General features: G+C 65.3%; 27 protein-coding genes and 1 tRNA gene. 13 read left to right on the forward strand and 15 right to left on the reverse strand.

What is annotated here, in order from left to right:
* Nucleotides 1-436: LysE family translocator (locus DYI24_RS03310; RefSeq protein WP_164571242.1), on the forward strand; the 436-nt coding region annotated here is incomplete at its 5' end.
* 14 nt (nt 437-450) lie between these two features.
* Here DYI24_RS03310 and DYI24_RS03315 read toward each other — a convergent pair.
* On the reverse strand, nt 451-1,218 hold the full coding sequence (locus tag DYI24_RS03315) for a sulfite exporter TauE/SafE family protein (RefSeq protein WP_164571243.1): 768 nt from the start codon (nt 1,216-1,218) through the stop codon (nt 451-453).
* A gap of 32 nt (nt 1,219-1,250) precedes the next feature.
* Nucleotides 1,251-1,682: a VOC family protein gene (locus DYI24_RS03320; RefSeq protein ID WP_164571244.1), complete on the reverse strand. Its 432-nt coding sequence runs from the start codon at nt 1,680-1,682 to the stop codon at nt 1,251-1,253.
* Between the two features lie 62 nt (nt 1,683-1,744).
* Here DYI24_RS03320 and DYI24_RS03325 point away from each other — a divergent pair, with 62 nt between their 5' ends.
* Entirely contained in the window at nt 1,745-2,329 is a 585-nt protein-coding gene (locus DYI24_RS03325) for a TetR/AcrR family transcriptional regulator (protein ID WP_164571245.1), read from the forward strand.
* 15 nt (nt 2,330-2,344) lie between these two features.
* Here the strand turns inward: DYI24_RS03325 and hisN are convergent, their stop codons facing one another.
* The 3 genes from hisN to DYI24_RS03340 form a co-directional block, all read right to left on the reverse strand.
* Entirely contained in the window at nt 2,345-3,127 is a 783-nt protein-coding gene (gene hisN, locus DYI24_RS03330; RefSeq protein WP_164571246.1) for a histidinol-phosphatase, read from the reverse strand.
* 697 nt (nt 3,128-3,824) lie between these two features.
* Complete coding sequence (locus DYI24_RS03335; RefSeq protein WP_107343061.1) at nt 3,825-3,998, reverse strand: Flp family type IVb pilin; 174 nt, start codon at nt 3,996-3,998, stop codon at nt 3,825-3,827.
* Nucleotides 3,999-4,153: 155 nt separating this feature from the next.
* Nucleotides 4,154-5,041 (reverse strand): N-formylglutamate amidohydrolase, encoded by an 888-nt coding sequence (locus DYI24_RS03340; protein WP_107343062.1) that lies wholly within the window; start codon nt 5,039-5,041, stop codon nt 4,154-4,156.
* 311 nt (nt 5,042-5,352) lie between these two features.
* On the opposite strand from DYI24_RS03340, the gene cpdR reads away from it, so the two are divergent.
* From cpdR to DYI24_RS03355, 3 genes are all read left to right on the forward strand, one after another.
* Nucleotides 5,353-5,712 (forward strand): cell cycle two-component system response regulator CpdR, encoded by a 360-nt coding sequence (cpdR, locus tag DYI24_RS03345; protein WP_011156442.1) that lies wholly within the window; start codon nt 5,353-5,355, stop codon nt 5,710-5,712.
* Nucleotides 5,713-5,796: 84 nt separating this feature from the next.
* Nucleotides 5,797-5,871, forward strand: a tRNA-Val gene (locus DYI24_RS03350).
* A gap of 130 nt (nt 5,872-6,001) precedes the next feature.
* On the forward strand, nt 6,002-6,274 hold the full coding sequence (locus DYI24_RS03355) for a hypothetical protein (protein WP_107343063.1): 273 nt from the start codon (nt 6,002-6,004) through the stop codon (nt 6,272-6,274).
* A gap of 79 nt (nt 6,275-6,353) precedes the next feature.
* Here the strand turns inward: DYI24_RS03355 and DYI24_RS03360 are convergent, their stop codons facing one another.
* Nucleotides 6,354-6,980, reverse strand: coding sequence for a TetR/AcrR family transcriptional regulator (locus tag DYI24_RS03360; RefSeq protein WP_164571247.1), 627 nt, complete (start codon nt 6,978-6,980; stop codon nt 6,354-6,356).
* A 216-nt stretch (nt 6,981-7,196) separates the two neighbouring features.
* Here DYI24_RS03360 and DYI24_RS03365 point away from each other — a divergent pair, with 216 nt between their 5' ends.
* Genes DYI24_RS03365 through DYI24_RS03375 form a run of 3 tightly spaced genes read left to right on the forward strand, consistent with a single transcriptional unit; the run spans nt 7,197 to nt 11,046 of the window.
* The gene (locus DYI24_RS03365) at nt 7,197-7,733 is read left to right on the forward strand and encodes a (2Fe-2S)-binding protein (RefSeq protein WP_164571248.1); all 537 of its coding nucleotides are present in this window, start codon (nt 7,197-7,199) and stop codon (nt 7,731-7,733) included.
* Nucleotides 7,730-8,716 carry an FAD binding domain-containing protein gene (locus tag DYI24_RS03370; RefSeq protein ID WP_164571249.1) on the forward strand — a complete coding sequence of 329 codons (987 nt, stop codon included), beginning with the start codon at nt 7,730-7,732 and terminating at the stop codon, nt 8,714-8,716. The genes DYI24_RS03365 and DYI24_RS03370 overlap by 4 nt, the downstream gene beginning before the upstream one ends.
* Nucleotides 8,717-8,766: 50 nt before the next feature.
* Nucleotides 8,767-11,046 (forward strand): xanthine dehydrogenase family protein molybdopterin-binding subunit, encoded by a 2,280-nt coding sequence (locus tag DYI24_RS03375; RefSeq protein WP_205523345.1) that lies wholly within the window; start codon nt 8,767-8,769, stop codon nt 11,044-11,046.
* Between the two features lie 293 nt (nt 11,047-11,339).
* Here DYI24_RS03375 and DYI24_RS27990 read toward each other — a convergent pair whose 3' ends face one another.
* The 3 genes from DYI24_RS27990 to DYI24_RS03385 form a co-directional block, all read right to left on the reverse strand.
* Nucleotides 11,340-11,489 (reverse strand): hypothetical protein, encoded by a 150-nt coding sequence (locus DYI24_RS27990; RefSeq protein WP_193528685.1) that lies wholly within the window; start codon nt 11,487-11,489, stop codon nt 11,340-11,342.
* Nucleotides 11,490-11,650: 161 nt separating this feature from the next.
* Nucleotides 11,651-12,250 carry an NAD(P)H:quinone oxidoreductase gene (gene wrbA, locus DYI24_RS03380; RefSeq protein ID WP_012494572.1) on the reverse strand — a complete coding sequence of 200 codons (600 nt, stop codon included), beginning with the start codon at nt 12,248-12,250 and terminating at the stop codon, nt 11,651-11,653.
* A 175-nt stretch (nt 12,251-12,425) separates the two neighbouring features.
* Nucleotides 12,426-13,124, reverse strand: coding sequence for a pirin family protein (locus DYI24_RS03385; RefSeq protein WP_164571251.1), 699 nt, complete (start codon nt 13,122-13,124; stop codon nt 12,426-12,428).
* A gap of 132 nt (nt 13,125-13,256) precedes the next feature.
* Between DYI24_RS03385 and DYI24_RS03390 the strand changes: the two genes are divergently transcribed.
* Complete coding sequence (locus DYI24_RS03390) at nt 13,257-14,180, forward strand: LysR family transcriptional regulator (RefSeq protein WP_164571252.1); 924 nt, start codon at nt 13,257-13,259, stop codon at nt 14,178-14,180.
* 14 nt (nt 14,181-14,194) lie between these two features.
* On the opposite strand, the gene DYI24_RS03395 is transcribed toward DYI24_RS03390, so the two are convergent.
* The gene (locus tag DYI24_RS03395) at nt 14,195-15,028 is read right to left on the reverse strand and encodes a protein-disulfide reductase DsbD domain-containing protein (protein ID WP_164571253.1); all 834 of its coding nucleotides are present in this window, start codon (nt 15,026-15,028) and stop codon (nt 14,195-14,197) included.
* 134 nt (nt 15,029-15,162) lie between these two features.
* Between DYI24_RS03395 and DYI24_RS03400 the strand changes: the two genes are divergently transcribed.
* The gene (locus DYI24_RS03400) at nt 15,163-15,816 is read left to right on the forward strand and encodes a YqgE/AlgH family protein (RefSeq protein ID WP_107346435.1); all 654 of its coding nucleotides are present in this window, start codon (nt 15,163-15,165) and stop codon (nt 15,814-15,816) included.
* Nucleotides 15,817-16,028: 212 nt separating this feature from the next.
* Here the strand turns inward: DYI24_RS03400 and DYI24_RS03405 are convergent, their stop codons facing one another.
* The gene (locus tag DYI24_RS03405; protein WP_107354345.1) at nt 16,029-18,908 is read right to left on the reverse strand and encodes an EAL domain-containing protein; all 2,880 of its coding nucleotides are present in this window, start codon (nt 18,906-18,908) and stop codon (nt 16,029-16,031) included.
* Between the two features lie 122 nt (nt 18,909-19,030).
* Nucleotides 19,031-20,029, reverse strand: coding sequence for an NAD(P)H-quinone oxidoreductase (locus tag DYI24_RS03410; RefSeq protein WP_011156450.1), 999 nt, complete (start codon nt 20,027-20,029; stop codon nt 19,031-19,033).
* A gap of 112 nt (nt 20,030-20,141) precedes the next feature.
* Here DYI24_RS03410 and DYI24_RS03415 point away from each other — a divergent pair, with 112 nt between their 5' ends.
* Nucleotides 20,142-20,333: a DUF1192 domain-containing protein gene (locus tag DYI24_RS03415; protein WP_107343074.1), complete on the forward strand. Its 192-nt coding sequence runs from the start codon at nt 20,142-20,144 to the stop codon at nt 20,331-20,333.
* A gap of 420 nt (nt 20,334-20,753) precedes the next feature.
* Complete coding sequence (rcdA, locus tag DYI24_RS03420) at nt 20,754-21,263, forward strand: protease adaptor protein RcdA (RefSeq protein ID WP_107343075.1); 510 nt, start codon at nt 20,754-20,756, stop codon at nt 21,261-21,263.
* A gap of 200 nt (nt 21,264-21,463) precedes the next feature.
* On the opposite strand, the gene rpmE is transcribed toward rcdA, so the two are convergent.
* Nucleotides 21,464-21,691, reverse strand: a complete 228-nt coding sequence (rpmE, locus tag DYI24_RS03425; RefSeq protein ID WP_011156453.1) for a 50S ribosomal protein L31 — start codon at nt 21,689-21,691, stop codon at nt 21,464-21,466.
* 197 nt (nt 21,692-21,888) lie between these two features.
* On the opposite strand from rpmE, the gene DYI24_RS03430 reads away from it, so the two are divergent.
* Entirely contained in the window at nt 21,889-23,793 is a 1,905-nt protein-coding gene (locus DYI24_RS03430) for an ABC transporter transmembrane domain-containing protein (RefSeq protein WP_107343076.1), read from the forward strand.
* A 414-nt stretch (nt 23,794-24,207) separates the two neighbouring features.
* Here DYI24_RS03430 and DYI24_RS03435 read toward each other — a convergent pair whose 3' ends face one another.
* On the reverse strand, nt 24,208-24,435 hold the full coding sequence (locus tag DYI24_RS03435; RefSeq protein WP_164571254.1) for a hypothetical protein: 228 nt from the start codon (nt 24,433-24,435) through the stop codon (nt 24,208-24,210).
* 37 nt (nt 24,436-24,472) lie between these two features.
* Nucleotides 24,473-24,922, reverse strand: a complete 450-nt coding sequence (locus DYI24_RS03440) for a GNAT family N-acetyltransferase (protein WP_164571255.1) — start codon at nt 24,920-24,922, stop codon at nt 24,473-24,475.
* Between the last annotated feature and the right edge of the window lie 76 nt (nt 24,923-24,998).

A 24,998-nucleotide genomic window follows, 5' to 3' on the forward strand; every position in this document is an offset into this window, starting at 1 on the left:
GATGGCGTCCACGCTGGCGTTCAGCGGGCTCAAATGGGTCGGCGCCGCCTATCTGATCTGGCTGGGATTGCGCATGCTGCTGTCGAAGCCGAGCGATTTCACCGCAACCGCAGGCGCTGCCCCGACGCTGTCGCTGGGCTCGGTGTTTCGCCAGGGCATGCTCACCAATGTGTTGAACCCCAAGGTGGCGCTGTTCTTTCTCGCCTTCCTGCCGCAGTTCGTCGCCGCCGACGCGTCCAACAAGGCGCTGGCGTTTCTGGTGCTCGGGCTGATCTTCGTGGTCAACGGCACGCTGTATTGCCTGGCGCTCGCGGCCTTCGCGGCGCGGGCGGCGGATCGGCTGCGCCGCTCCGGCTCGGTGCTGCATTGGATCAATCGCGGTCTCGGGACGCTGTTCGTGGCGCTCGGCATCCGGGTGGCGCTGTCGCGCGCCTGACCGAGGACGCGCTACTAGCCGACTAGCTTCACCAGGGTGGTGGCGGCGAGATACAGGCCGAGCCCCATCAGGGCGATCAGGAACCAGCGCCGGAATGTGTCTGGATGCATCCGGGTGCGCACCGCCTGGCCGCCGAACATGCCGGCGAACGCGGCCGCCAGCGCGACCAGGCCCGGCAGGGCGGTGGCGGTCGACAGCAGGCCCGCGTCGGTGAGGTTGACGGCCAGCGCCAGCGTCGCGGTGGTGAAGAACACGCCGAGCGCCTGGACCAGCTCGTCCTTCTCCATCCCGATCGCCTGCAGATACGGCATCGAGGGAATCACCTGCACGCCGGTCGCCGCCGAGATCACCCCGGTGATCAGCCCGACCGGACCGCCGATCCATTTCTCGCGGTTCGGCGCGACGTGGAAGCTGCGTTTGCTGAGGCCGAGAATGCCATAAGCGACCAGCAGCACGCCGAGCACCAGCGACCCGTAGCGGGCATAGGGGCCGGTCATCAGCCCGGCACCGAGGCGAATGCCGATCACGGTGCCGAGGAGTAGCGGCCACAGCCGGCGCAGGATGTCCCGCAGATAGCTGCCGGCGAAGGTTTGCCAGATGTTGGTGACGATCGCCGGCACGATCACAATGGCGACCGCCTGGGCCGGCGGCATGGCGACGGCGAGCAGTCCGATCGACACCGTCGGCAGACCGAGACCGATCACGCCTTTGATGAAGCCGGCGAACGCGAAGACCGCAGCGATGATGAGGAGAAATGGATCGAACACTGCCGCAGATTGCACACTCGCCGAGCCTCACGCAACCCGTGCTTCGCTCATGGCTGTGCGGCAGCGGCGCCACCTGCATACTGCGCCGCGTAGTTCGCGCTCGGCGGAATCGGTTTGATGATGTCGATCAGCACGCCGTTCGGATCGGCTGTGATGAAATGGCGCTGGCCGAAATCCTCATCGCGCAGCGACAGCAGGATCGGCAGCCCAGCTTGCTGTAGCCGGGCATACTCGCGGTCCGGATCGTCGACTTCGAAGTTCAGGATCAGGCCTGACACCTGACCGCGGCCAGCTTCGGGAATCGTCGCATGCTGGCCGTCGAGGATCGCCAGATTGACGGCAGGATCTTCGGCCGACTGCAGGTGCATGTACCAGTCGGCTTCGAACAGCGGACGGAAGCCGAAATGCCGGCAGTAGAACGCCGCCGTCGCGGCGACGTTCGACGTCATGATCACCGGGTAGTAGCTGGTCGATCGCATCGCTTTCCTCCTCACCAACAAAAAGATACAGTGTGTATGTATAAAACATGCAGGCTGTATGTATGAAGGCGACGAAGCGACGCACCAACCCCGAACGGGCCAGTGCCACCCAGGCGGCCTTGATCGCAGCGGCCCGCGAGGCATTCGTGGTTCGCGGCTATGCGGAGACCAGCACGCCGGATCTGGTGCAGGCCGCGGGCGTCACGCGCGGTGCGCTGTATCACCACTTCGCCGACAAACAGGCGCTGTTCCGGGCGGTCGTCGAGGCCGAATCCGCGGCCGTCGCCACGGAGGTCGAGGCTGGCGCTGCTGACGGCCCACCGCTCGAGGCTTTGATCTCCGGGGGGGAAGCCTATCTGGCTGCGATGGCCGTGCCGGGCCGCACGCGACTGTTGTTGATCGAGGCGCCCGCGGTGCTCGGCCGCGCCGAGGCCGATGCCATCGATGCGCGGCACGGCGTCAGGACGCTGCAGGAGGGCTTGGCGGCGGCGATCGAACAGCAGGCGATCGCGCCGATTCCGGTCGAGGCGGCCGCGAAGCTGCTCGGCGCCGCGTTCGATCGCGCCGCGCTCGAAATAGCGCAAGGAGGCGACCGCGAGAGCTGCCTCGCTGTACTGCGGGCGCTGATCGAAGGACTGCGGGTATGACCGCTAAAGCGTGGTTCAGGCGTTGAGGATCTTCATTGCGGCTTCGTGCACGCGCTTGTCGCCCGCCGCGATGATCCGGCCGCCATTCTGCGCCGGCTTGCCGTCCCAGGTTGTGATGATGCCGCCGGCACCGGTGATGATGGGAATCAGCGCGGCGACGTCGTAGGGCTTCAGCTCGGTTTCGATCACGAGATCGAGCTGCCCGGCGGCCAGCATGCAGTAGGAGTAGCAGTCGCCGCCGTAGCGGGTCAGTCGCGCCTCGGCCTGGACCTTCTCGAAAATGCCGCGGTCGCTGTCGTTCATCAGCAGCGGCGAGGTGGTGAACAGCACCGCGTCCTTGATAGCGGCGCATCGGCGTACGCCGAGTTTGCGCTCGCCGGACGGGCCTTTGTACGTCGCCGAACCATTGTCGCCGGAGAAGCGTTCGCCGATGAAAGGCTGATGCATCATGCCGAATACCGGCGCGCCCTTGTGCAGCAACGCGATCAGCGTCCCCCACACCGGAAAGCCGGCGATGAAGGACTTCGTGCCGTCGATCGGGTCCAGCACCCAGACGTAATCGGCGTCTTCGCGCTCGTTGCCGAACTCTTCGCCGATGATGCCGTGCTGGGGAAAGCTCGCCTTGATCAGCCGGCGCATCACCGCTTCGGCGGCGCGATCGGCTTCGGTCACCGGATCGAAATCGCGGCCGGGCTGCTTGTTGTCGATCGTCAGCGTGGTGCGGAAGAACGGCAGGATGGTGTCGCCCGACGAGGTCGCAAGGCGGCCGATAAAGGCGGCGAAATCGATGACCGTCACGGAGCGATCCTTTGCGAGCATTGCGGGCGGGACATGGAACCGCGCCACCATCTTAGACGGGAGCGGCCGAACCCTTGCTCCTTTATTATGGCGGGTGACTCCCGGTCCATAGTCTGAATCATCGGCAATAAGCCGCACTCACAGCTTTGAAGCGGCTAGCGGCGCTGCGGGAACTAGGTGCGACAAGACCGCTCGGAATCGCCCGAGGATGCGGTGCGGGCTTTGGTCGCGACCTCATTCATCTCATTGATCTGTCTCAAATAATTTCAGCAGTTCCGCGGCGTGGACGGTGCTCTGACATGCGTTTTTTGCATGGAAAATCGCCTGAAAACACTTGCGCTTTGTGCGGCGCGGTCGCATATTGTTGCGGTGCGGTAGCGCCTCGCGCTATCGCTGCCCTCCTTGGGCGTTTCCTCCCTAGACTTGGGCCGCTTGCCATCGCAAGCGGCCCTTTTTTCTTTTTGGATTGTCTTTTCTTTGGATCGAGGCTCGGCAGCGCCAGCGGCGCTGTCTGCTCTTCGGTGGCCGCTTGCGCTTCGCCAGCAGCCACCTGATCGCCGGTGTTCGTCGGCGGTTCTCGGCCGCACCATCCCTCTCTCGGCCTGCATCAGGTCGGAGAGCGGCAGGTGAGAACGCCGTTGAGAAGCCGTGGAGCCCGGCTTCTTAAAGGTGCAGTCCTGACGCGATCGACCGTCTGCTAGCCGCCGCCGGTGAGGCCGTCTTTCACCGACGTGAAAGTGGAATTCAGTTTGTCACCGAGCCCGGTGACTGCGGCGATGATCGCGAGCGAGATGCCGGCGGCGATCAGACCGTATTCGATGGCGGTGGCGCCGGATTCTTCCGACAAGAATTTCAGAACAAGACGCTTCACGTTGTTCTCCCAGGATAGCCTGCGGTTTGGGGTTCACAACTGAAGATTGCGGGTTCCACGTTAATTCCGGCTGAATCGGTTCCCGTGAATTTAGGAGCGCGATTCGCCGATTGACGCGGATAAGCGGCAAAACGGCACTTGGGTCCGCCAGCCAGCTACTCTGCAGCCGCCTGAAACGGGCGGAGATCGTCCAGCGGTATCTCGGACAGCCTCTCGGCGAGGCGGCTGAAATCCTCGGCTACGGTAGCAAAGCGGTCGCTGCGCAGCCGCAGCCGTTCGTCCATATAAATCGCCCGGTTGAGCTCGACCTGGACGGTGTGCAGCCCGGTGGCCGGGTTGCCGTAATGCTCGGTGATGAAGCCGCCCGCATAAGGCTTGTTGCGGCCGGTCGAATAACCGCGCGCCGCCATCGTCTCTTCGATCACGGCGGCGATCAGCGGCGAGCAGCTGGTGCCGTAGCGGTCGCCAATCACCACATCCGGTCGCTTCGGCTCGTCGCGCGAGATGCCGACCGACGGCATCGAATGGCAGTCGACCAGAAGCACCGAGCCGAACTGCTGGTGCGCCTGGTTGATCAGCCGGCGCAGCGCGCGGTGATACGGCTTGTACAGCGTCTCGATCCGGCCGAGCGCGTCGTCGATATGGATGCGCTCGTGGTAGATCTCCTGGCCGTCGCCGACCACGCGCGGGATCGTGCCCAGCCCGCCGGCGACCCGCATCGAGCGGGTGTTGGCAAAGCTCGGCAGCCGGCCGTTGAACATCCGCGGATCGAGCTCGTAGGGCTCGCGATTGACGTCGATATAGGAGCGGGGGAAATGCACCCGCACCACCGGAAAGCCGTCGTGGATCAGGTGGCCGATCAGCTCGTCCATGAACGAATCTTCGGAGCGCTGCAGCGCTTCGAGATCGATCCGCGAGGCGTTCAGGAAGGCGTTCGGATAGACCGAGCCGGAATGCGGCGAATTGAAAATAATCGGGGCGCGCCAGACCGCCGGTTCGGCGATCTCGAAGGCGGGGGAGAACTCACCGTCGAACTCGGTCATCGTCGTCCGCCACTCGTCAAATCCGCCCGTCTCCTGCCTCTGCGACAGCGCATCTGGTGATTTGGTGAGCGGTATTGTCGGCAATAGGGCCGGCGCTGCCAAGCAAAATCATTCCAGAGAGCGGTGTCGAAAACGCCGGAGCCGAACAAAAGTGCCCGCTTGCGGATTTGTTGATTCAGAGCCCGATCGGGCGCAGGATTATCCCCACTTCCTCACTTGATGGGCGACGGGAATTTCACCCGAAATTTACCAGACTTCGGTCTAACTGGATCGATCGGTTTTCCTCGCCCGGATTTGAAGTTCCAGCCACCATGCACAAAATTCTCCTCGCCGAAGACGACAACGACATGCGCCGCTTCCTGGTGAAGGCGTTGGAAAACGCCGGCTTCCAGGTTTCCTCGTTCGACAACGGCATGTCGGCCTACCAGCGGCTTCGCGAAGAGCCGTTCGAAATGCTGCTGACCGACATCGTGATGCCGGAGATGGACGGAATCGAGCTGGCGCGCCGCGCCTCCGAACTCGATCCCGACATCAAGATCATGTTCATCACCGGATTCGCCGCGGTGGCGCTGAATTCCGATTCGGACGCGCCGAAGAACGCCAAGGTCCTGGCCAAGCCGGTGCACCTGCGGGAATTGGTCAGCGAAGTGAATAAGATGCTGGCCGCGTAAAATTGGCGTCGAAATCCTGCTTTGGTGTCCTTGCCTGACCGGCTCGGAGCCGATATAGGGACGCCACCCGTGAAGACGATCTGAGGGCGCGTAGCTCAGCGGGAGAGCACCTCGTTGACATCGAGGGGGTCACAGGTTCGATCCCTGTCGCGCCCACCATTCCCCAGCATCGTCGAACTCCATCTTCCCCGATCTCGTGTCTGCCCGCTCGGCAGCCGCTTTGCTTTGGCGGAACGAAGCTGCCTGCGACGAATTGGCTCAACATCGCCATTCGGCATGGAGCGACACGATGATCAAGCAGATTGCCATCACCGCCGCCGCGCTGGCGGCTCTTTCCACCGCCGCCGCTGCGCCGGCCAGCGCCGATGAAGTCGGCATCGGAGTGGGGCCGGCAGGTGTCACCGTCGGCACCAGTCACGGCCCGTATTACGGCCATGAGGATCGGTACGTGCGCGAGCGCCGGATCTATCGCGAGCGTGAGCCCGATGAGACCGTCGTGGTTCGCCGGCAATACCGTGAAGAACCCCGCCGCCGTGTGATCATCGAGCACGATGACGATTAAGACGGCCAGCGGCCTCCCTTGCGGAGGCCGCTTTTTCGTTTGGGGTGGAAACCCAGCGGCGCCGGCCGCAGGCGTCTCCTCAAAAACCTGGTCTGGCCTTGCTGCCAGCTGCCCCGTAGCGCAGGCCATCGAGCAGCAACCCGACCATCCGGCTGGTGTGGTCGGGGTCACCGCCCGGCGCCGAATTGCAGAGCTGCGCCACTGCCTTGAGCAAATCGAACGGGTCGACGTCGCGGCGAACCTCGCCGGCCGCGCCGGCTGCATCCAGCAGCGATTGCAGCGCGGGGCGGAGCCGCTGTTCGAAATAGACTGGCAGGCTGTCATAGGCCGGATTGCCCGAATACAGCGCCGCCGCCAAACCGCGCTTGGTCGCGATGAAGTCGACATAGCGCTGCATCCAGCGCGACAACGCCTCGAGCGGCGAATAGTCGGCTGCCAGGGCTGCGGCTGCGTCGGCGCAGGCATCGACCTCGTTGCGGAACACCGCCACGATCAGATCGGATCGCTGAGGGAAGTGCCGATATAGCGTGCCGACGCCGACGCCGGCTTTCTCGGCGATGTCGCGCACCGGCGCATCCACGCCTGCCGTCGCGAACACCGCCAGGGCCGCTTCGAGCAGCGTCTTCAGATTGCGCTGCGCGTCCGCCCGGACCCGACGCGGCGTACCGGCCGCTGAGGTGTCTTTGCGCGGCCGCTTTTCGGGCACAGGAATACCTCTTGATAAACGGAACAATGTTCCGTATAAGGAGTTGCTGGTCCGTTATCTCACATCGATGCCTGCCGGGCTACGCGGCATCGGCCACGCCAACCAACGCCCCGAACTAATAAGCCGCTCGGCGGTTAGCGATTTTTCCGTTCCGCACAATGTGCGCGCGAATACGGATCCGCGCGCGTTGCTTCATCCCGTCCTCAAGGAGGTCATATGACCGCTGATCGAACTGTCGCGCCTGCCGCGGCGATCCGCATCAATGGAGTGGACTGTCCGGTCCCCGCCGATCCGCGGGTCTCACTGCTCGACCTGCTGCGCGAGACGCTGAACCTGCATGGCACCAAGAAGGGCTGCAATCAGGGTGCCTGCGGCGCCTGCACGGTGCTGGTCGACGGCGAACGCATCGTGTCCTGCCTGTCGCTCGCCGTGCAGCACGCTGGCCGCAACGTCACCACCATCGAAGGTCTCGCAAGCGAGGCGGGGCTGCATCCACTGCAGCAGGCGTTCATCGAACACGACGGATTCCAGTGCGGCTACTGCACCCCGGGGCAGATCTGCTCGGCGATCGGCATGGCATCCGAACTGCAGCGCGGTGTGCCGAGCCACGTCACCCGCGATCTGGCGGCCGACCATATCGCGCCCACTCACGACGAAATCCGCGAACGCATGAGCGGCAATCTGTGCCGCTGCGGCGCGCACAACGGCATCATCGCGGCGATCCGCGACACCTATGCGGAGGCTGCCGAATGACTCCCTTCGATTACTCACGCGCCGGCGACGTCGCCGAAGCGCTGCGGCTTGGCGGCGCCGCGCAGGCCAAATTTCTCGGCGGCGGCACCAATCTGATCGACCTGATGCGCGAGACGATCGAGCGTCCGGCGGCGTTGGTGGATATCACCGGCCTGCCGGCGGAAATCACCGAGCGCGACGATGGTGGCCTCATCATCGGCGCGGCGGTGCGCAACACCGCGCTCGCCGAGCATCGCGCCGTTCGCCGGCGCTATCCGGTGCTGTCGCGCGCGATACTGGCGGGTGCCTCGGCGCAGATCCGCAATATGGCAACGGTCGGCGGCAATCTGCTGCAGCGGACGCGCTGTACTTACTTTTACGACGACGCCGGCTCGCGCTGTAACAAGCGCAATCCGGGGCAGGGCTGCGACGCCATCGAAGGCTTCAATCGCAATCACGCAATTCTCGGGGCGTCAAAATCCTGCGTGGCGACGCATCCCTCCGACATGTGCGTCGCGCTCACGGCGCTCGATACGGTGGTTCATGTCGAAGGGCACGGCGGGAGGCGGGCGCTGCCGTTTGCCGACTTCCATCGCCTGCCGGGCGATCGGCCCGACCTCGAGACAGTGCTGCAGCCCGGCGAGCTGATCACCGCGATCGAACTGCCGGCGCAGCCGATCGCCGCGCGCTCGACCTATCGCAAGGTGCGCGACCGTTCGAGCTACGCGTTCGCGCTGGTGTCGGTCGCGGCCGCGATCGAGCTCGAAGACGGCCGGGTGAAGGACGTCCGGCTCGCACTCGGCGGCGTCGCACACAAGCCGTGGCGGGCGCTGAAGGCCGAGCAGGCGCTGCGCGGCAAAGAGGCCACCGTGGATGCGTTCCGCGCGGCCGCCGAAGCCGAGTTCACCGATGCGGTCGCGCTGCGCGACAACGCTTTCAAGATCGAACTGGCCAAACGAACGATCACTGCCGTCCTCGGCGAACTCGCAGGAGATGCCCGATGAGCATCATCAACGAAGCCAAACAAGCCGTGCGCGGTGCCGCGATGGACGCGATGGAGAAAGCCGTCGCGCTCGCGCCCGATAGCTGGATGCCGGGCGGCGATCCCGATCCTTTGATCCGCGCCAAACACGGCTCAATCGGAGCATCGATCTCGCGGATCGACGGCCCGCTGAAGGTGCGCGGCGCCGCGCCGTTCGCGGCTGAGTTCGCGCTCGACGGTATGCTCTATGCCGCGCTGATGTTCAGCACCGTGCCGAAGGGCCGGATCGCCACGCTCGACACCGCCGCGGCCGAAGCAGCGCCGGGCGTCGCGCTGGTGATGACTCACCGCAACGCCCCGCGGATGAAGCCGATGCCGCTGTTCATGACGGCCGAGAAGGCTGGCGGCGGTGACAATCTGCCGATTATGCAGGACGACCGTATCCACTGGAACGGCCAGCCGATCGCCGTGGTGCTGGCGGACACGCAGGAACAGGCCGATTACGCCGTCTCGCTGATCCGCGCGACCTACGAGGCAGAACCCGCGCTGACCAGTTATGCCGCTGCCAAGGCCAAGGGCACCGAGCCCGGCCTGTTCATGGGGCAGCCGCTCCAGGCCCAGAAAGGCGACGCCGAAGCGGCGTTTGCCAAAGCGCCGGTTCGAGTCGATGGCCGCTACTCGACGCCGCGGCACAATCACAATGCGATTGAGCCGCACGCCGCCACGGTGATGTGGCAAGGTGACAAACTGATCGTGCACGACGCCTCGCAGGCGGTGCAGCACACCGCGTGGTCGCTCGGGGATGTGTTCGGCATTGCCGAGGAGCAGGTCCATGTCACCTCGCCGTTCGTCGGCGGCGGCTTCGGCGGCAAGTGTCTATGGCAGCATCAGGTGCTCGGCGCTGCGGCCGCCAAGCTCGCCGGCAGGCCGGTGCGGATCGCGTTGTCGCGCGAGGGCGTGTACCGGCTGATCGGCGGCCGCACACTCACCGAGCAGCGCTTCGCGATCGGCGCCGAGCCGGATGGTCGCTTCGTCTCGCTGATCCACACCGGCACCGCCCCGACCTCGCGCCAGAACGCGTTTCCTGAGCCGTTCATCCTGCCGACGATGAGTAGTTACGGCTCGCCCAACATCAAGCTCGACGTCGAGACGGTACACCTCGACATGCTGGCCAATACCTTCATGCGGGCGCCGGGCGAGTCCGTCGGTACCTTCGCGATGGAATCGGCGATCGACGAGATGGCCGTGGCGCTCGGCATCGATCCGGTCGAACTGCGCATTCTCAATCAGCCGAAAGAAGATCCGCTGAAGGGCACGCCGTTCTCGTCGCGGCATATCGCGGAGGCGTGGCGTGCCGGCGCCGAACGCTTCGGCTGGTCGAAGCGCAATCCGACCGCCGCCAGCGTTCGCGACGGCGAGTGGCTGGTGGGCATGGGCTGCGCCACCGCGACCTATCCGTATCACCGCATGCCGGGCGGTGCGGCGCGGATCACGCTGACCCGCGACGGCGGCGCCAAGGTCGAGATCGCCGCGCACGAAATGGGCATGGGTACGGCGACGGCCCATACCCAGGTGGTGGCCGAACGGCTCGGCCTGTCGCGCGATCAGGTGACGTTTGCCTATGGCGACTCGATGTTCCCCGGCGTGGTGCTGGCCGGCGGCTCGCAGCAGACCGCGTCGATCGGCGCCTCGGTGATCGCCGCGCATCACGTGCTGATCAAGGAACTGCTCAAGCTCGCCGGCAACGACTCGCCGCTGGCGGGCCTCAGCGCCGAGGAGGTCGGCACAGTGAATGGCGGCCTCGCCAAGCTTGACGACACGTCGCGTCACGAGAGCTACGTGTCGATCCTGACCCGTTCGGGCCGCGATCACGTCTCGGCCGAGGGCAGCGCTTCGGCGCCGCTCGAAACCATGCACTGGTCGATGCACTCGTTCGGCGCGCTGTTCTGCGAGATCGGCGTCAACAGCGTCACCGGCGAGACCCGTGTTCGGCGTTTCCTCGGCTCTTACGATTGCGGCCGTATCCTCAATCCGAAGACGGCAGCGAGTCAATTCCGTGGCGGCATCATCATGGGCCTCGGCCTGGCGCTGATGGAAGAGACGCAGTTCGACGAGCGCAACGGCCGGATCATGAATCCGAGTCTGGCCGAGTATCACATCCCGGTGCATCTCGACGTGCCGGAGATCGACGTGATCTGGACCGACATTCCCGATCCGCGCGCGCCGATGGGCGCCCGCGGCATCGGCGAGATCGGCATCACCGGCGTCGGCGCGGCGGTTGCCAACGCCGTGTTCAATGCCACCGGCAAGCGCATCCGCGATCTGCCGCTGACGCTCGATAAGCTGATGTAGCGGCATTCGGGTTGCGGCCTTGCTCGCGGCCCGCCATCGCTCGCGGCGATCAACGTTCCGCCGCGCCGCGAAATCATGCCCGTCATTGCGAGGAGCGAAGCGACGAAGCAATCCATGGGCTCGGTGCACGGAGCTCCTGGATTGCTTCGCTACGCTCGCAATGACGGGTTTCTGGTCCGAGGGGGAAACGGATGAACGCCTCACAGGGCGCGGGGCCGCTCGATTCGGCAAAGAGAAAGCTGCTTGAACTGCGCGCTGATGCGCGGGCTAAGTTCAGGTGACTCCCGTGGAAATCAGTCCGCGTCCGGCGGCGTGGCGCCGGTGCAGCTTCGGCACTGCCGCTTGCCATAGGTCGCGATGCTGAGGCTCTTGCAAACTAAACGCTTAGCCATCGCCTGCAGCGGGCTGCGCGCCAATTGAAGCATGAACACCATCTCGAGCATGTCGTCGTCTCCCCACTAGCAATATGTGAGATGGGGCCGAGGCAGCGGGCGCAGTAGCCCCGCTGCAGCGCAGCAGGCATGCGATACATGCATCTGCATTGAATTGGGTGGAAGGCGTGGCGCGGTGCGCTTGAGCGCCCCGCCACGCCTCCCTTGTGTCATTAGCCGTGCAGCTTGATGGCGGTTTCGGCGATGGTCTTGCCCTGGTAGCGGGCACCGGCGAGTTCGGTTTCGCTCGGCTGGCGCGATCCGTCGCCGCCGGTGATCGTGGTGGCGCCATAGGGCGCACCGCCCGTCACCTGATCGAGCCGCATCTGGTCGCCGAAGCCGTAGTTGAGGCCCACCACCACCATGCCGAAATGCAGCAGGTTGGTAATGATCGAAAACAGCGTGGTCTCCTGGCCGCCGTGCTGGGTCGCGGTCGAGGTGAAGGCGCCGCCGACCTTGCCGTTCAGCGCGCCACGCGCCCACAGGCCGCCGGCCTGGTCCAGGAAGTTGGACATCTGCGACGCCATGCGGCCGAACCGGGTGCCGGTGCCGATGACGATCGCGTCGTAATTGGCGAGGTCCTCGATAGTTGCGACCGGCGCAGCCTGATCGAGCTTGTAGTGCGACGCCTTGGCGACGTCCGGCGGTACCAGTTCGGGCACGCGCTTGATGTCGACCTGCGCGCCGGCCTCACGCGCGCCTTCGGCAACCGCGTTGGCCATCGCTTCGATGTGACCGTAAGCCGAGTAGTAAAGAACCAGAACCTTCGCCATGGGGAGTCTCCGTTTGGTTGGTGATGGGGTGGGGAGTGATTGCGTTGTTAGTTAGCCGTCATGGCCGGGCTTGACCCGGCCATCCATCCTCTTCGTGAGAACAGTTGCGAAGTAGGATGGATGCGCGGGTCAAGCCCGCGCATGACGTTTGTGGGTGACGAAAGGCTGCACGGCCTTACGCCGCGTCGACCAGCACCAGCTCGGCGTCTGCGAGCGCCGTGATGGTGAGCTTGGCCTCGCCGTGGATCGCGGCGCCGTCGCGAGCGTTGACGCGGACGCCGTTGACCTCGACGCTGCCGACGGCCGGGACCAGATAGAGATGCCGCGCCTTCTCGGCGTCGTAGGTCGCCGTCTCGCCGGCCTTCAGCGTCGTCGCCAGCACCCTCGCGTCGGCGCGGATCGGCAGCGCGTCGGTGTCGGTTGCAAAGCCCGACGCGATGGTGACGAGCTTGCCGGAGCGGTCAGCCTTCGGGAACGGCTTGGAGCCCCAGGTCGGCTGGCCGCCACCTTGCGTCGGTTCGATCCAGATCTGGAAGATCCGGGTGGTCTCCGGCTCGAGGTTGTACTCGGAGTGCCGGACGCCCGAACCCGCGCTCATCACCTGGACGTCGCCGGCTTGGGTGCGGCCCTTGTTGCCGAGCGAGTCCTGGTGGGTGATGGCGCCGTCGCGCACGTAGGTGATGATCTCCATGTCGCGATGCGGATGGGGCGGAAAGCCGGTATCCGGGGCGATCTCGTCGTCGTTCCAAACCCGCAAGGCGCCGTGGCCCATGTTGTTGGGGTCGTAGTAGCTGGCGAACGAGAAGTGATGCTTGGCCTTGAGCCAGCCATGGTCGGCGCCGCCGAGCCGGTCGAAGGGACGGAGTTCAATCATTGAAGCCTCCTCATGTCGGGCGCCGGGTTGGCGCCAGTGACTTGCGTTGGCTCTTGAATAAGGATGCCCAATCGTTTCATAAATAGAAATGATCGAAACTCATTGTTTCTGAAAACGACCCGGAGCGGTACCATGAGCAAGCTTCCGGACTTCGAAGCGCTGGCGATCTTCGCCAAGGTGGTCGAGCTGCGCTCGTTCGCGGCGGTGGCGGCCGAGTTCGGGCTGTCGAAGGCGACGGTCTCCAAGGCGGTGACCCGGCTGGAGGCTCGGCTCGGCGCGCGGCTGTTCAACCGCACCTCACGGCGGCTGGCGTTGACCGATGCCGGCCACCGGCTCGCCGAGCGTGCCGCCCAGCTGCTTGCCGACGGGGAGGCCGCCGAGGCCGAAGCGCTGGCGCAATCCGCGGCACCGCGTGGCCTGGTGCGGCTGGCGGTGCCGATGACGTTCGGCGTCAAGGTGATCGCGCCGCTGCTGCCCGAGTTCTTCGCCGCCTATCCGGACGTCTCGATCGATCTGCATCTGTCCGACGCGATGGTCGATCTGATCGGCGACGGTTTCGATGCCGGGGTCCGCATCGCCACGCTGCCGGATTCCTCGCTGGTGGCGCGGCGGCTGTGCGCGATGCCGCGCTACACGGTGGCGTCGAAATCCTATCTGCAGGCGCACGGCCGGCCGACGCATCCGATGCATCTCGCCCAGCACCGCTGCCTCGGCTACGCCTATCTGTCGACGCCGAACACCTGGCACTACACCAACGACGCCGGCGATCAGGTCGCGGTGCGGCCGGGCGGGCCGCTGCGGGTCAACAACGGCGAGGCGCTGCTGCCGTCGGTGATCGCCGGGCTCGGCATCGCCGATCTGCCAGAGTTCATCGTCGGTGATGCGATCGCGGCCGGCGAAGTCGAAGTGATCTTAGATGGCTGGCACCAGCGCGAGAGCGCGGTGCATCTGGTGACGCCGCCCGGCGGTCCGCGGCCGGCGCGGGTCGAGGTGCTGTCGGAATTCCTTGCCGATCGGCTCGGCCGTCTCGGCCGTAAGCGACGGAGCGCGCGCTGATCCGCGCGTCCGGGTTATTCGAGCGTGACGTTGAACTCGTAGGACTTGTCGGGACCGACCAGGGTGAACTTCAGCGCGGCGCCGGCCGCCTGGGCGCCCGACGGCAATCCATCGAGCGCGAAGCTGAAGCGCCGCAGGCCGGCTGGGGCGCCCTTGATTTCCTTAGGCACCGGCAGCGCCCATTCGGCCGTCGGGCCTTCGACGAACAGGCTGACCTTGGCGCCGGTCGGCGCGACGACATCGACTTCGACGTCCTTGTCGCCCTTGCGGACGACGTCGCGGATCGTCACCGGGTTGCTGTCGCCGACGCTCGCCGGCACCGGCACGGTGTCGAGCGCCGCGGCGAGCGCACCGTCCTGGGTCGAGGCGACACTGGCAAATTCCAGCTCAGGGCTCGCCACCACCGGAATGCACAGCTTCTCACACACCGCGTAGTCAACAGTGAGACGCAGTGTCACCGGCTTGTCGGCATGTTTGGTCACGATGCGCAGCGGCAGTACGACCTGCTCCTTGTAGCCGAGCGAGGTGCCACCGGCACCATCCGGAAACGCCTGCGGTGCCGGCCATAGGATCGTCACCGCCTCGACGTTCTCCGATTTGGAGAAGTCGAACCGCGGCGGCACGCCGGAATCACCCGGCGTGCGCCAGTAAGTTTTCCAGCCGGGCTGCAACTGGAAGGCAATCCCACCCAGCAGCACGCCGCCGCTACGTGAGCCGGCCAGCAGCCGGACGGCGGAATGTTGCTCGGTAACCCATGGCGACACGTCGTCGGCGCGGGCGCCGCAGGCGGTGGCCGCGAGCACGGCGGCGGCGAACAGAACGGCACGAGACGGAACGATTGCGGTCATCTGGCGTATCTAGAGTTTGCGCGAGGCTGGGGCCACTGAAATGGCGGTGAAACCGCGACTATTCGGCGTCCCGAGATTGATTGACAGGATCGGCACCCGATATCAGGATGATGGTGCAACGCGAGGATCCCCTGATGGAGACTGCATCCAAAAGGCCGAAGTCCGGCGCAGCCAAGAAGCCCGCCGCCAGCAAGGCGCGCGGCGATGGGCCCAGCTATCTCGACGGCCAGCTCCTGATCGCGATGCCGGTGATGGAAGACGAGCGCTTTGCGCGCTCGGTGATCTACATTTGCGCGCATTCATCGGAAGGCGCCATGGGGATCATCGTCAATCGCCCCGCGGGCAGCATCGATTTCCCCGAATTGCTGGTGCAGCTCGACATCGTCGAGAAGCCCGAGCAGATCAAGCTTCCTGATCACGCCGAGTCCATGAAGGTGCTGAGGGGCGGACCTGTCGAGACCGGCCGCGGATTCGTGCTGCATTCGAGCGACTTCTTTATCAAGGACGCCACATTGCCGATCGATGACGGCATTTGTCTGACCGCCACCGTGGACATCCTCAAGGCGATCGCCGGCGGCACCGGGCCGAAGCACGCCATCCTGGCGCTCGGCTATGCCGGCTGGGCGCCCGGCCAGCTCGAGAACGAAATCCAAGAAAACGGCTGGCTACACTGCGACGCGGATGCCGACCTGATCTTCGGCGACGACATCGAAGACAAATACGACCGCGCCCTCCACAAGCTCGGCATCGAGCCGGGGATGCTGTCCGCCGAGGCGGGGCACGCTTAAGAAGCTCGGCGCCCGCGCCACACGGGCGTCATCGCCCGCGAACGACCCCGCATCCCCTACAACCGGTGTCATGCGCGGGCTTGACCCGCGCATCCATCGCGCGCGTCACGCGCGCCGATGCGGTGCTCTTCGAAGACTCTTTGCGGAGAGTGATGGATTGCCGGGTCAAGCCCGGCAATGACGCCATACTGACTTTACGATAGCGGCGTTTCTCAGCTCGCCGCTTCCAGGCGTTGCTCTTCGGTCAGCAGCTTCATCGCCGCATCGGCGTCCATCGGTTCGCCGAAGGCGAAGCCCTGGGCGTATTCGCAGCCGAGCTGATACAGCTCCACCGCATCTGAATCCGTTTCGGCGCCTTCCGCCACCACGTCCATGCCGAGGTCGTGCGCCAGGGCGATGATCGACTTCAGGATCACCGGGCGGGTGCCGCGGCTGGTGGTGCGGACGAACGACTGGTCGATCTTGATGGTGTCGAACGGGAAGCGCTGCAGGTAGCTCAGCGACGAATGCCCGGTGCCGAAATCGTCGAGCGACAGCCCGATGCCGAGCTCGCGGATCCGCTGCAGCATCTGGGCGGCGTGCTCCGGATTCTCCATCACCAGAGATTCGGTGAGTTCGAGTTTCAGCGTGCCGCGTGCGACCGACGAGCGCGACGTCACGGTGCGGATGTCGTGAAGCAGATCGTGGCGCAGCAGCTGCCGCGACGACACATTGACCGAGGCGAAGATCGGTTCGCGGGCGCGCATCGCACGCTGCCAGATCGAGAGCTGCTTGGCGGTCTGGTCGAGCACGAAGGTGCCGAGCTCGACGATCAGCCCGATCTCTTCGGCAATCGAGATGAACTCGCTCGGCGACATCCGTCCGAGCTTGGGATGATCCCAACGCGCCAGCGCCTCGAAACCGGCGATCGAACGGTCTTCGAGCCGCACGATCGGCTGATACAGGATGGTGATTTCCTTGCGCTCGATCGCCCGGCGCAGTTCGGATTCCAGCGTCAGCCTGTCCGACTTCCGCGCCCGCATCGCCGGCTTGTAGACGTCGATGCGGTCGCCGCCGATCCGCTTGGAGTGATACATCGCCAGCTCGGCGTCCTTGATGATCTCGTCGGAGAGCTGGGTCTGCGGGTCGGAGAGCGCGAGGCCGATCGAGGCGGTGAGGAAGATCTCGCGATCGTTGAACGCGATCGGCGCCTTGATGGTCTTGCGGATGGTCTCAGCGAAGGCGGTGATCTTGGCCGGGTCCTGCTCGGACAGCAGGATCAGCCCGAACTGATCGCCGGCGATCCGTGCCAGCGTATCCTGCGGCTTGAGGATGCGGCTCAGCCGCCGCGCCAGCGTCAGCAGGATCGAGTCGCCGACCGCGATGCCGACGGAGTCGTTGACCTGCTTGAAGCGGTCGAGGTCGATCACCATCAGGGTCGGCCGCAACGCCGGCATGGTCTTGGCGAAGTTCGCCACCGCACCGAGGCGGTCGATGAACAGCTTGCGGTTGGGCAGGCCGGTGAGGTTGTCGTGCACGCTGTCGTGCAGCATCCGCTCTTCGGCGATCTTGATTTCGGTGACGTCGGTCAGGGTGCCGACCACGCGGGTGACTTCACCGTCGGTGCCGACCACCGGGCGCGCCTTCAGCGAGAACCACATGAAGTGGCCGTCCGGAGTGCGCAGCCGGAAATCCTGGGTCAGCCGGCCGCGGCGCTGGTCGAGCACGCTGTCGAGCGCGGCGCGGAAACGGTCCTGGTCGAGCGGGTGCAGCACTTCGAGCCAGCTTGCGGCGGAGCCTTCCAGCGCGCCGCGCTTCAGGCCGAGCAGCGCTTCGGTCTCAGGGCTGGTGAACACCTTGTCGGCCGAGACGTCCCAGTCCCAGATCAGGTCGCCGGAGCCGATCAGCGCCAGCGCGCGGCGCTCGACGTCGGAGATCACCCCGCCGGTGGCGCCGCCACCCGAGAACGCGTGCTGCATCACGGTGAAGCCGATCAGCATCACGATCAGCACCAGGCCGCCGAGCAGCGCCGGGCCGACGATATCGTTGGTGACGGTGCCGGCCACTGCCATGCCGGAGGCCACCACCCAGACCACCAGCAGGAACCAGGTCGGGATCAGCAGCACCGCGCGGTCGAAGCCGTGGGTCGACAGATAGACGATCAGCGCGAAGCCTGCGAAGGCGATCAGTACCAGCGAGATGCGTGCGATGCCGGACGCCACCGCAGGATCGAACAGCGCCAGCGCCACCAGCGAGCCGAGGAAGGCGAGCCATCCCAACGTGATGTGCGAATAGCGGACGTGCCAACGACTGAGATTGAGATAGGCGAACAGGAAAACGAGCAGCGTTGCCGCGAGGATCGCTTCGCCCGAAGCGCGCCACACCCGCTCGGCGCCCGACGACATGTCGAGCACCTTGCCCCAGAAGCCGAAATCAATGCCGATATAGACCAGCACCGCCCAGGCCAGCGCCGCCGCGGCCGGAAACATGATGCTGCCTTTGACGACGAACAGGATGGTCAGCACCAGCGCCAACAGGCCGGAGATGCCGATCACGATGCCTTGGTACAGCGTGAACGAGTTGACCTTGTCCTTGTAGGCTTCCGGCTCCCACAGATAGAGCTGCGGCAGCTTGTCGGTGCGCAGCTCGGCCACGAAGGTGATCACCGAGCCGGGATCGAGCGTGACGCGGAAGATATCGGCGGTCGCGCTGTCCTGCCGCTCGGGGCGGTCGCCGGTCGACGGCGTGATGGTGGCGATGCGCGACATGCCGAGGTCGGGCCACAGCAGCCCCGATCCGACCATCCGATAGTGCGGCGCCACGATCAAACGATCGAGCTGATCGTCGGAGTTGTTGGCGAGCGCGAACACCACCCAGTTCTGGCCGCCCTCGCGGGCGCGCACCTCGACGCGGCGGACGATGCCGTCATTGCCGGGTGCGGTGGAAATCTGAACGCGATCATTATCGCTGTGCAGATGCTCCAGCACACCGGTGAGGTCGATCGCCGGCGCGTCGCTGCGGACGCTGACGGCATCGAGGGCGTGTGCCTGCGGGACAGCCGCAACCATCATCACGCCCAGCGCCAGCAGCGCGAGGCATCTGATCAGACGCAAGTCGGTTCTCCGCGTTCACACCAGTCCAAATGGCGCGGCCCCGCGCGCCACGAGCCCCGGATAGATGCCATGAAAGCGAGTGAAAACATAGACTCTCTCGCCGGCCCCCGGGGTAGCCCCATTCACACAGTCAACACAATTTTGCCAATATGTTGGCTGGTTTCCATCCGGCGGTGAGCATCGGCGGCGTCCCGCAGCGCGAAGGTGCCGTCGATCAGCGGCTTGATCCGGCCCTGCTCGAGCAGAGGTAGCACCTTGGCTTCGATCGCCGCGACCATCGCGGCCTTGTCGGCGTTGGAGCGCGGCCGCAGCGTCGAGCCGGTGTGGTGCAGCCGCTTGGTCATCAGCTTGACGAAGTTGACGTTGGCCTTGGCGCCGCCGAGGAACGCGATCTGCACGATCCGGCCGTCCATCGCGGCGGCGTCGTAATTGCGCTCGATGTAATCGCCGCCGACCATGTCGAGGATCACTTCGACGCCCTTGCCGCCGGTGGCTTCCTTCACCGCCGCGACGAAGTCCTCGGTCTTGTAGTTGATGGCGCGGCTGGCGCCGAGCTTGAGGCAGGCGTCGGCTTTGTCCTGCGAGCCGACGGTGGTGATCACTTTCGATCCGAGCGCGACCGCGAGCTGGATCGCCATCGTACCAATGCCGGACGAGCCGCCGTGCACCAGCAACGTTTCGCCGGGCTGCAAGCCGCCGCGCTCGAACACGTTGTGCCACACCGTCATCAGCGTCTCGGGTGTGGCGCCGGCTTCGATCATCGAATAGGCGGCCGGCACCTTCATCGCCTGCGCGTCCTGGGCGATGCAATATTCCGCGTAGCCGCCACCAGCTACCAGCGACATCACCTTGTCGCCGAGCTTGTGCCGGGAGGCGCCATCGCCGAGCGCCACCACTTCGCCGGCGATTTCGAGGCCCGGCAGGTCGCTGGCGCCGGGCGGCGGCGGGTAGCTGCCGGAGCGCTGTGCCACATCGGGACGGTTGACGCCGGCGGCCGCAACTTTGACCAGGATTTCCCCGGGGCCGGGCTTCGGCACGTCGCGCGTCTCGGGCAGCAGAACTTCGGGGCCGCCGGGCTTGCTGATCCCAACCACGGTCATTTGCGAAGGGATCGGTTCCATGATTTTTCCTTGGCTGGCGAGGCGGGTGGGTGTCATCTGGCGGAGTAGGTTGTGATTAGACAGCCGGAGGGCGGCTGGCAACCGCAGCAGATCACGAACGGGCGAGGACGACATGGCGCTTGAAGAAGATGACAAGCCGAGGACCAAGATCAGCCACGACATCGGTCAGGATTTGTCGCTGCTGTCGGTCGAAGAACTCAGCGGGCGGATCGCTCTGCTGCAAGCCGAGATCGCCCGGCTGGAAACTGCGCTGACGATGAAGCGCGCCACCCGCGAAGCAGCGGATCGCATCTTCAAATCTTGAACGAAAAGTTGATAGCAGGGTGCGCGGCTGTCTCATGCTGGGACATTTGCTAGCGGCCAGGATATGGCAAATCGACCGTAAACAAATTCACTCATTTACGCGCGATTAAGCTTTCCCGCCTATTACTGTGGATGTCCATCTTTGGACCGAGTGGCTCCTGTCCACTCTGTTTTGACGCCTCCCTGTTATCAACTTAAAAGCCGCCGGAAACGGCGGCTCTTTTTTGGCCTCGGTATCGTCCGCAGTGCCGGCGTCACGCTTTGGTCATTGACCGCCACAATGCTGTCTCTGAAGCTGCGTTAACCTTTGCGCGCGGGTCCGCTGGACTCCACGCATGGGCGGCGTAATGATTTGTTCATCATAAGCCGGTGCGCAGCTTCGCGAGCCGGTACAAGTATTCGGTAGTGTGAGGCGTTGACCATGTCTGATGTCGCGCAGGGCGAATCCGCCTTGGTGGTGCTCAGCGAACGGCTGACCAGTTCGGCAGCGTTCACGGCTCTATTCCGGGAGGGCATGGATCTGGTCGAAGAGACCGCCGCCTATCTCGACGGCTCCGGCCGCGCGGAGGCCAAGCTGCTCGACCGCGCCGTGAGCCTGACTTACGCCACCGAGAGCATGCGCCTGACCACCCGGCTGATGCAGCTCGCCTCCTGGCTGCTGCTGCACCGCGCCGTGAAGGAAGGCGAGATGACGCTGATCCAGGCCAACCGCGAAAAGACCAAGGTCAAGCTGTCGGCCGCCGATCCGGGCGCGCCCGATGTGCTGGAGCGCTTGCCGGAACAGCTGCAGTCGCTGATCGCGCGGTCGATGAGCCTGCAAAGCCGGATCCGCCGGCTCGACTCCACCATGCACACCCCGCCGGAGCCGCCGGCGCTCGGCAACCCGCTGGTGCCGCAGCTCAATATGCTGAAGGCCGCGTTCGAGAACTGAGCGCTCCGATCAGATTTAAAGTCGCTGTGGCCGGGCTCGTCCCGGCCATTGGCATTTTTGGGGGACCGGCGGGTTATCCCCAGCGCCCAAGGTCCGCAGCCATTTGATCCGCCAACGCAAAACGCCCCGCGCGAGCGGGGCGTTTGTCGTATTGGGTCTCGAAAGAAGCGGCGAGCAGCCGGCGAAAAGCCGGCGCCGGCTCAATCCTTCTTGAGGAAGCCCGAGAACTTCTTCTGGAAGCGCGACACGCGGCCGCCGCGGTCCAGCACCTGCTGGGTGCCGCCGGTCCACGCCGGATGCGACTTCGGGTCGATGTCGAGGTTCAGCTTGTCGCCCTCTTTGCCCCAGGTCGACCGCGTCTGGTACTCGGTCCCGTCGGTCATGACGACGGTAATGGTATGATAGTCCGGGTGAATTTCGGTCTTCATGGGTGATCCCTTGCGCTCGCCGGCGCCTGCATCGCGATGATTTCGGGCGAATTTGCCGGGCTCTATATCCCAGGCGCGCCGCATGCACAAGGCACAGCACACGATCCGGTGACCGGGTTGTCCCGGATTTGCCAGCCGCGGGCATTGCGGCCTATGTGGTGCCGGCTAAAGCGTTTTCATCGATTTGGCAGTTCCGAATGACGGCACCGAATAAACCGCAGAGCTCCAACTCCGACGCGTCGGCGATCAGTTTGTCGCTGGACGCGATCGCGGCGACCGAGAACGTCGGGCCGCGCACCGGCACCTTGCGGGCCGATGCCGATCCGAGCCAGGTCGAGGAGGTCGCGGCCGTCGTCAAGCGCAGCCGGCTGAAGCCGCTGCTCTCGCTGATGCCGTATGTGGCCCGCTACCGCGGCCGCGCCACGCTGGCGCTGATCGCCCTGATCGTCGCGGCTGCCACCACCCTGGTGGTTCCCGTCGCGGTGCGTCGGCTGATCGATTTCGGCTTCAGCGCCGAAGGTGTCGAGCTGATCAACGGCTATTTCAGCGTCATGCTCGGTGTTGTGGTGGTGCTCGCGGCCGCCAGTGCGGCCCGGTATTACCTGGTGATGACGATCGGCGAGCGGATCGTCGCCGATGTCCGGCGCGACGTGTTCCGGCATCTGACGGCACTGTCGCCGGCGTTCTTCGATTCCGCCCGCAGCGGCGAGCTGATCTCGCGGCTGACCGCCGACACCACCCAGATCAAATCCGCCGTCGGCGCCTCGGTGTCGATCGCGCTGCGCAACATGCTGCTGTTCGTCGGCGCGATCTCGATGATGGTGATCTCGAGCCCGCGGCTGTCCGGCTTCGTCCTGGCGGCGATTCCGCTGATCGTAATTCCGTTGGTGGCGTTCGGGCGCTGGGTGCGGCGGCTGTCGCGCAACGCGCAGGACACGCTGGCGGACGCGTCGGCCTATGCGGCCGAATTGGTCGGCGCGATCCGTACCGTGCAGGCTTACACCAACGAACGCGTCGCCAATGCGCGGTTCGGCGGCGCGGTCGAAGAGTCTTACGAGGCGGCGCGCAGCTCGACCGGGGCGCGGGCGCTGCTCACCGCGATCATCATTTTCATCGTGTTCGCCAGCGTGGTGGCGATCCTGTGGGTCGGCTCGCACGACGTCGCCATCGGCGCCATGTCGCCGGGCCGGCTCGGTCAGTTCATCCTGTACGCGGTGTTCGCGGCTTCCAGCCTCGGCCAGCTCAGCGAAGTCTGGGGCGAAGTGTCGGCGGCCTCCGGTGCTGCCGAACGGCTCTTCGAAATCCTGCGGGTGAAGCCGGAGATCGCGGCCCCGGCGCAGCCGAAGGCGCTGCCGATGCCGGTGCGCGGCGACGTGGTGTTCGACAATGTCAGCTTCTCCTATCCGACCCGGCCGGACTTCCTGGCGCTCGACGGCCTGTCGCTGAGCATTCGTGCGGGCGAGAAGGTTGCGATCGTCGGCCCCTCCGGCGCCGGCAAGAGCACGCTGTTTCACCTGCTGCTGCGGTTCTACGATCCGACCTCCGGCACGGTCTCGCTCGACGGCGTCGCCATCAACGCCGCCGATCCGCAGGCGGTGCGCGAGCGGATCGCCCTGGTGCCGCAGGACTCGGTGGTGTTTGCGGCGACCGCGCGCGACAACATCCGGTTCGGCCGCGATGACGCCAGCGAGCTCGACGTCGAGCGCGCCGCGCAGCAGGCCCATGCCACCGAATTCATCTCGCGCCTGCCGGAGGGCTTCGACACCCGGCTCGGCGAACGCGGCGTAACGCTGTCCGGCGGCCAGCGTCAGCGCATCGCCATCGCCCGCGCGATCCTGCGCGACGCACCGCTGCTGTTGCTCGACGAGGCGACCTCGTCGCTCGATGCCGAAAGCGAAGTGCTGGTGCAGACCGCGCTGCAGCAGCTGATGCGTGATCGCACCACGCTGGTGATCGCCCACCGCCTCGCCACCGTACTGTCGTGCGACCGCATCGTGGTGATGGAGCACGGCCGGATCGTCGAGCAGGGCACCCACGCCCAGCTCGTCGCCCGCGGCGGCCTCTACGCCCGCCTCGCCAAGCTGCAGTTCGAGGCGGCGTAGGTTCGCGTCTACCCCGAACGGTTGGGGAGGTTCGGATCTCGCGCCGCATGACGGACAGCGTGGATGATGATCTCGTCCTCAGAGAACCCTAATGGTCCGGCCGTTCCTTCCGCTCTCCAATTCCGTCCGCAATTCAGCCGCAGTATCCTGGTTCGTTTAGGCCGTTATCCTACTCAATTTGAGGTGGTCTCATGGATCTGCAGACCTATACGAAAGGCCTCCGCGCGGAAGCCAACTATTGGCGTGCTCAAACGGCTCAGCTCGTGAAATACAACGTTCGATCTTTCTCCCGTTGGGGGTACGAACCGGAGGTGGAAACCACGGAATGGTGGCGAGCTGAATTCGTTCGCCGAGCAGGTGAATTAGACGACATCGCTTCTCGAATCGAAGATGGTCGGCCAATCTAATACTGCCTCATAGTCCGTACTTGGCCCACAGCGCGCGGACATCCTCGTCGGACGCGAAGGCTCCGCGTTTAGCCGCGGCTTTCGAGCGTTCGATCGCAGTCCGCTCGTCGTCCGACAGCTCAACGACGACGCTATCGTCGCCGGTGAGCTGCAGCACCACCCGCGCAATATCGTCCTGCAGTTCGGCAGGAAGACTGCGGGCCACTTCCAGCGCTTGATCGAGCAGCTTGGTCATCGCATGAGACTAGCAATTCCCGGCGGCTTGCGGAAGCTCAGGGCCGCCACAGCATGTTCAGCACTGGCCGGCCGGAGCTGTTGAGTTCCTCGCTGGTGACTGCGAAGCCGTTGCGGCGATAGAATTTGATGGCGCGGTAGTTGTCGGCGTTGACCTTGAGTGTGACCTCGGTCGGCGAGCGGCGCTTGGCCTCGTCGACCAGCGCTTCGGCGACACCCCAGCCCCAGTGTTCGGGTTCGACCACCAGCTGGTCGAGATAGCCGGCCGCGTCGATGGTGACGAAGCCGATCAGCGCTATGCCCTGTTCGGCGACGATGATGGCGGCTTGCGGTACCAGCTCGGTGCGCCAACGCTCGCGCCACCAATCGACCCGCTTGGTGAAGTCGATCGCAGGGTAAGCGAGTTGCCAGGTCCGCAGCCACAACGCGATCGCGGGGGCCTCGTCGGCTTCGGTGTAGGGGCGGAGGGTGAAGGTCGGTGATGTCATCGCACGTACCATGAGCCGTCATCCCGGGGCGGGCGCCGCGCCGCCCCGGGCGGACACGGGATCTGGCACCGCCCCC

It is taken from the genome of Rhodopseudomonas sp. BR0C11 (assembly GCF_010820945.1).
Lineage (GTDB): Bacteria > Pseudomonadota > Alphaproteobacteria > Rhizobiales > Xanthobacteraceae > Rhodopseudomonas > Rhodopseudomonas palustris_H.

Coding starts and splice junctions, on each gene's coding strand:
- DYI24_RS03440 (WP_164571255.1), bottom strand. CDS start 24,922: ATGACATCACCGACCTTCACCCTCCGCCCCTACACCGAAGCCGACGAG.
- wrbA (WP_012494572.1), bottom strand. CDS start 12,250: ATGGCGAAGGTTCTGGTTCTTTACTACTCGGCTTACGGTCACATCGAA.
- cpdR (WP_011156442.1), top strand. CDS start 5,353: ATGCACAAAATTCTCCTCGCCGAAGACGACAACGACATGCGCCGCTTC.
- DYI24_RS03395 (WP_164571253.1), bottom strand. CDS start 15,028: ATGACCGCAATCGTTCCGTCTCGTGCCGTTCTGTTCGCCGCCGCCGTG.
- DYI24_RS03435 (WP_164571254.1), bottom strand. CDS start 24,435: ATGACCAAGCTGCTCGATCAAGCGCTGGAAGTGGCCCGCAGTCTTCCT.
- DYI24_RS03340 (WP_107343062.1), bottom strand. CDS start 5,041: ATGACCGAGTTCGACGGTGAGTTCTCCCCCGCCTTCGAGATCGCCGAA.
- DYI24_RS03415 (WP_107343074.1), top strand. CDS start 20,142: ATGGCGCTTGAAGAAGATGACAAGCCGAGGACCAAGATCAGCCACGAC.
- rpmE (WP_011156453.1), bottom strand. CDS start 21,691: ATGAAGACCGAAATTCACCCGGACTATCATACCATTACCGTCGTCATG.
- DYI24_RS03430 (WP_107343076.1), top strand. CDS start 21,889: ATGACGGCACCGAATAAACCGCAGAGCTCCAACTCCGACGCGTCGGCG.
- rcdA (WP_107343075.1), top strand. CDS start 20,754: ATGTCTGATGTCGCGCAGGGCGAATCCGCCTTGGTGGTGCTCAGCGAA.
- DYI24_RS03365 (WP_164571248.1), top strand. CDS start 7,197: ATGACCGCTGATCGAACTGTCGCGCCTGCCGCGGCGATCCGCATCAAT.
- DYI24_RS03390 (WP_164571252.1), top strand. CDS start 13,257: ATGAGCAAGCTTCCGGACTTCGAAGCGCTGGCGATCTTCGCCAAGGTG.
- DYI24_RS03385 (WP_164571251.1), bottom strand. CDS start 13,124: ATGATTGAACTCCGTCCCTTCGACCGGCTCGGCGGCGCCGACCATGGC.
- DYI24_RS03355 (WP_107343063.1), top strand. CDS start 6,002: ATGATCAAGCAGATTGCCATCACCGCCGCCGCGCTGGCGGCTCTTTCC.
- DYI24_RS03400 (WP_107346435.1), top strand. CDS start 15,163: ATGGAGACTGCATCCAAAAGGCCGAAGTCCGGCGCAGCCAAGAAGCCC.
- DYI24_RS03370 (WP_164571249.1), top strand. CDS start 7,730: ATGACTCCCTTCGATTACTCACGCGCCGGCGACGTCGCCGAAGCGCTG.
- DYI24_RS03375 (WP_205523345.1), top strand. CDS start 8,767: ATGGAGAAAGCCGTCGCGCTCGCGCCCGATAGCTGGATGCCGGGCGGC.
- DYI24_RS03410 (WP_011156450.1), bottom strand. CDS start 20,029: ATGGAACCGATCCCTTCGCAAATGACCGTGGTTGGGATCAGCAAGCCC.
- DYI24_RS03325 (WP_164571245.1), top strand. CDS start 1,745: ATGAAGGCGACGAAGCGACGCACCAACCCCGAACGGGCCAGTGCCACC.
- DYI24_RS27990 (WP_193528685.1), bottom strand. CDS start 11,489: ATGCTCGAGATGGTGTTCATGCTTCAATTGGCGCGCAGCCCGCTGCAG.
- DYI24_RS03320 (WP_164571244.1), bottom strand. CDS start 1,682: ATGCGATCGACCAGCTACTACCCGGTGATCATGACGTCGAACGTCGCC.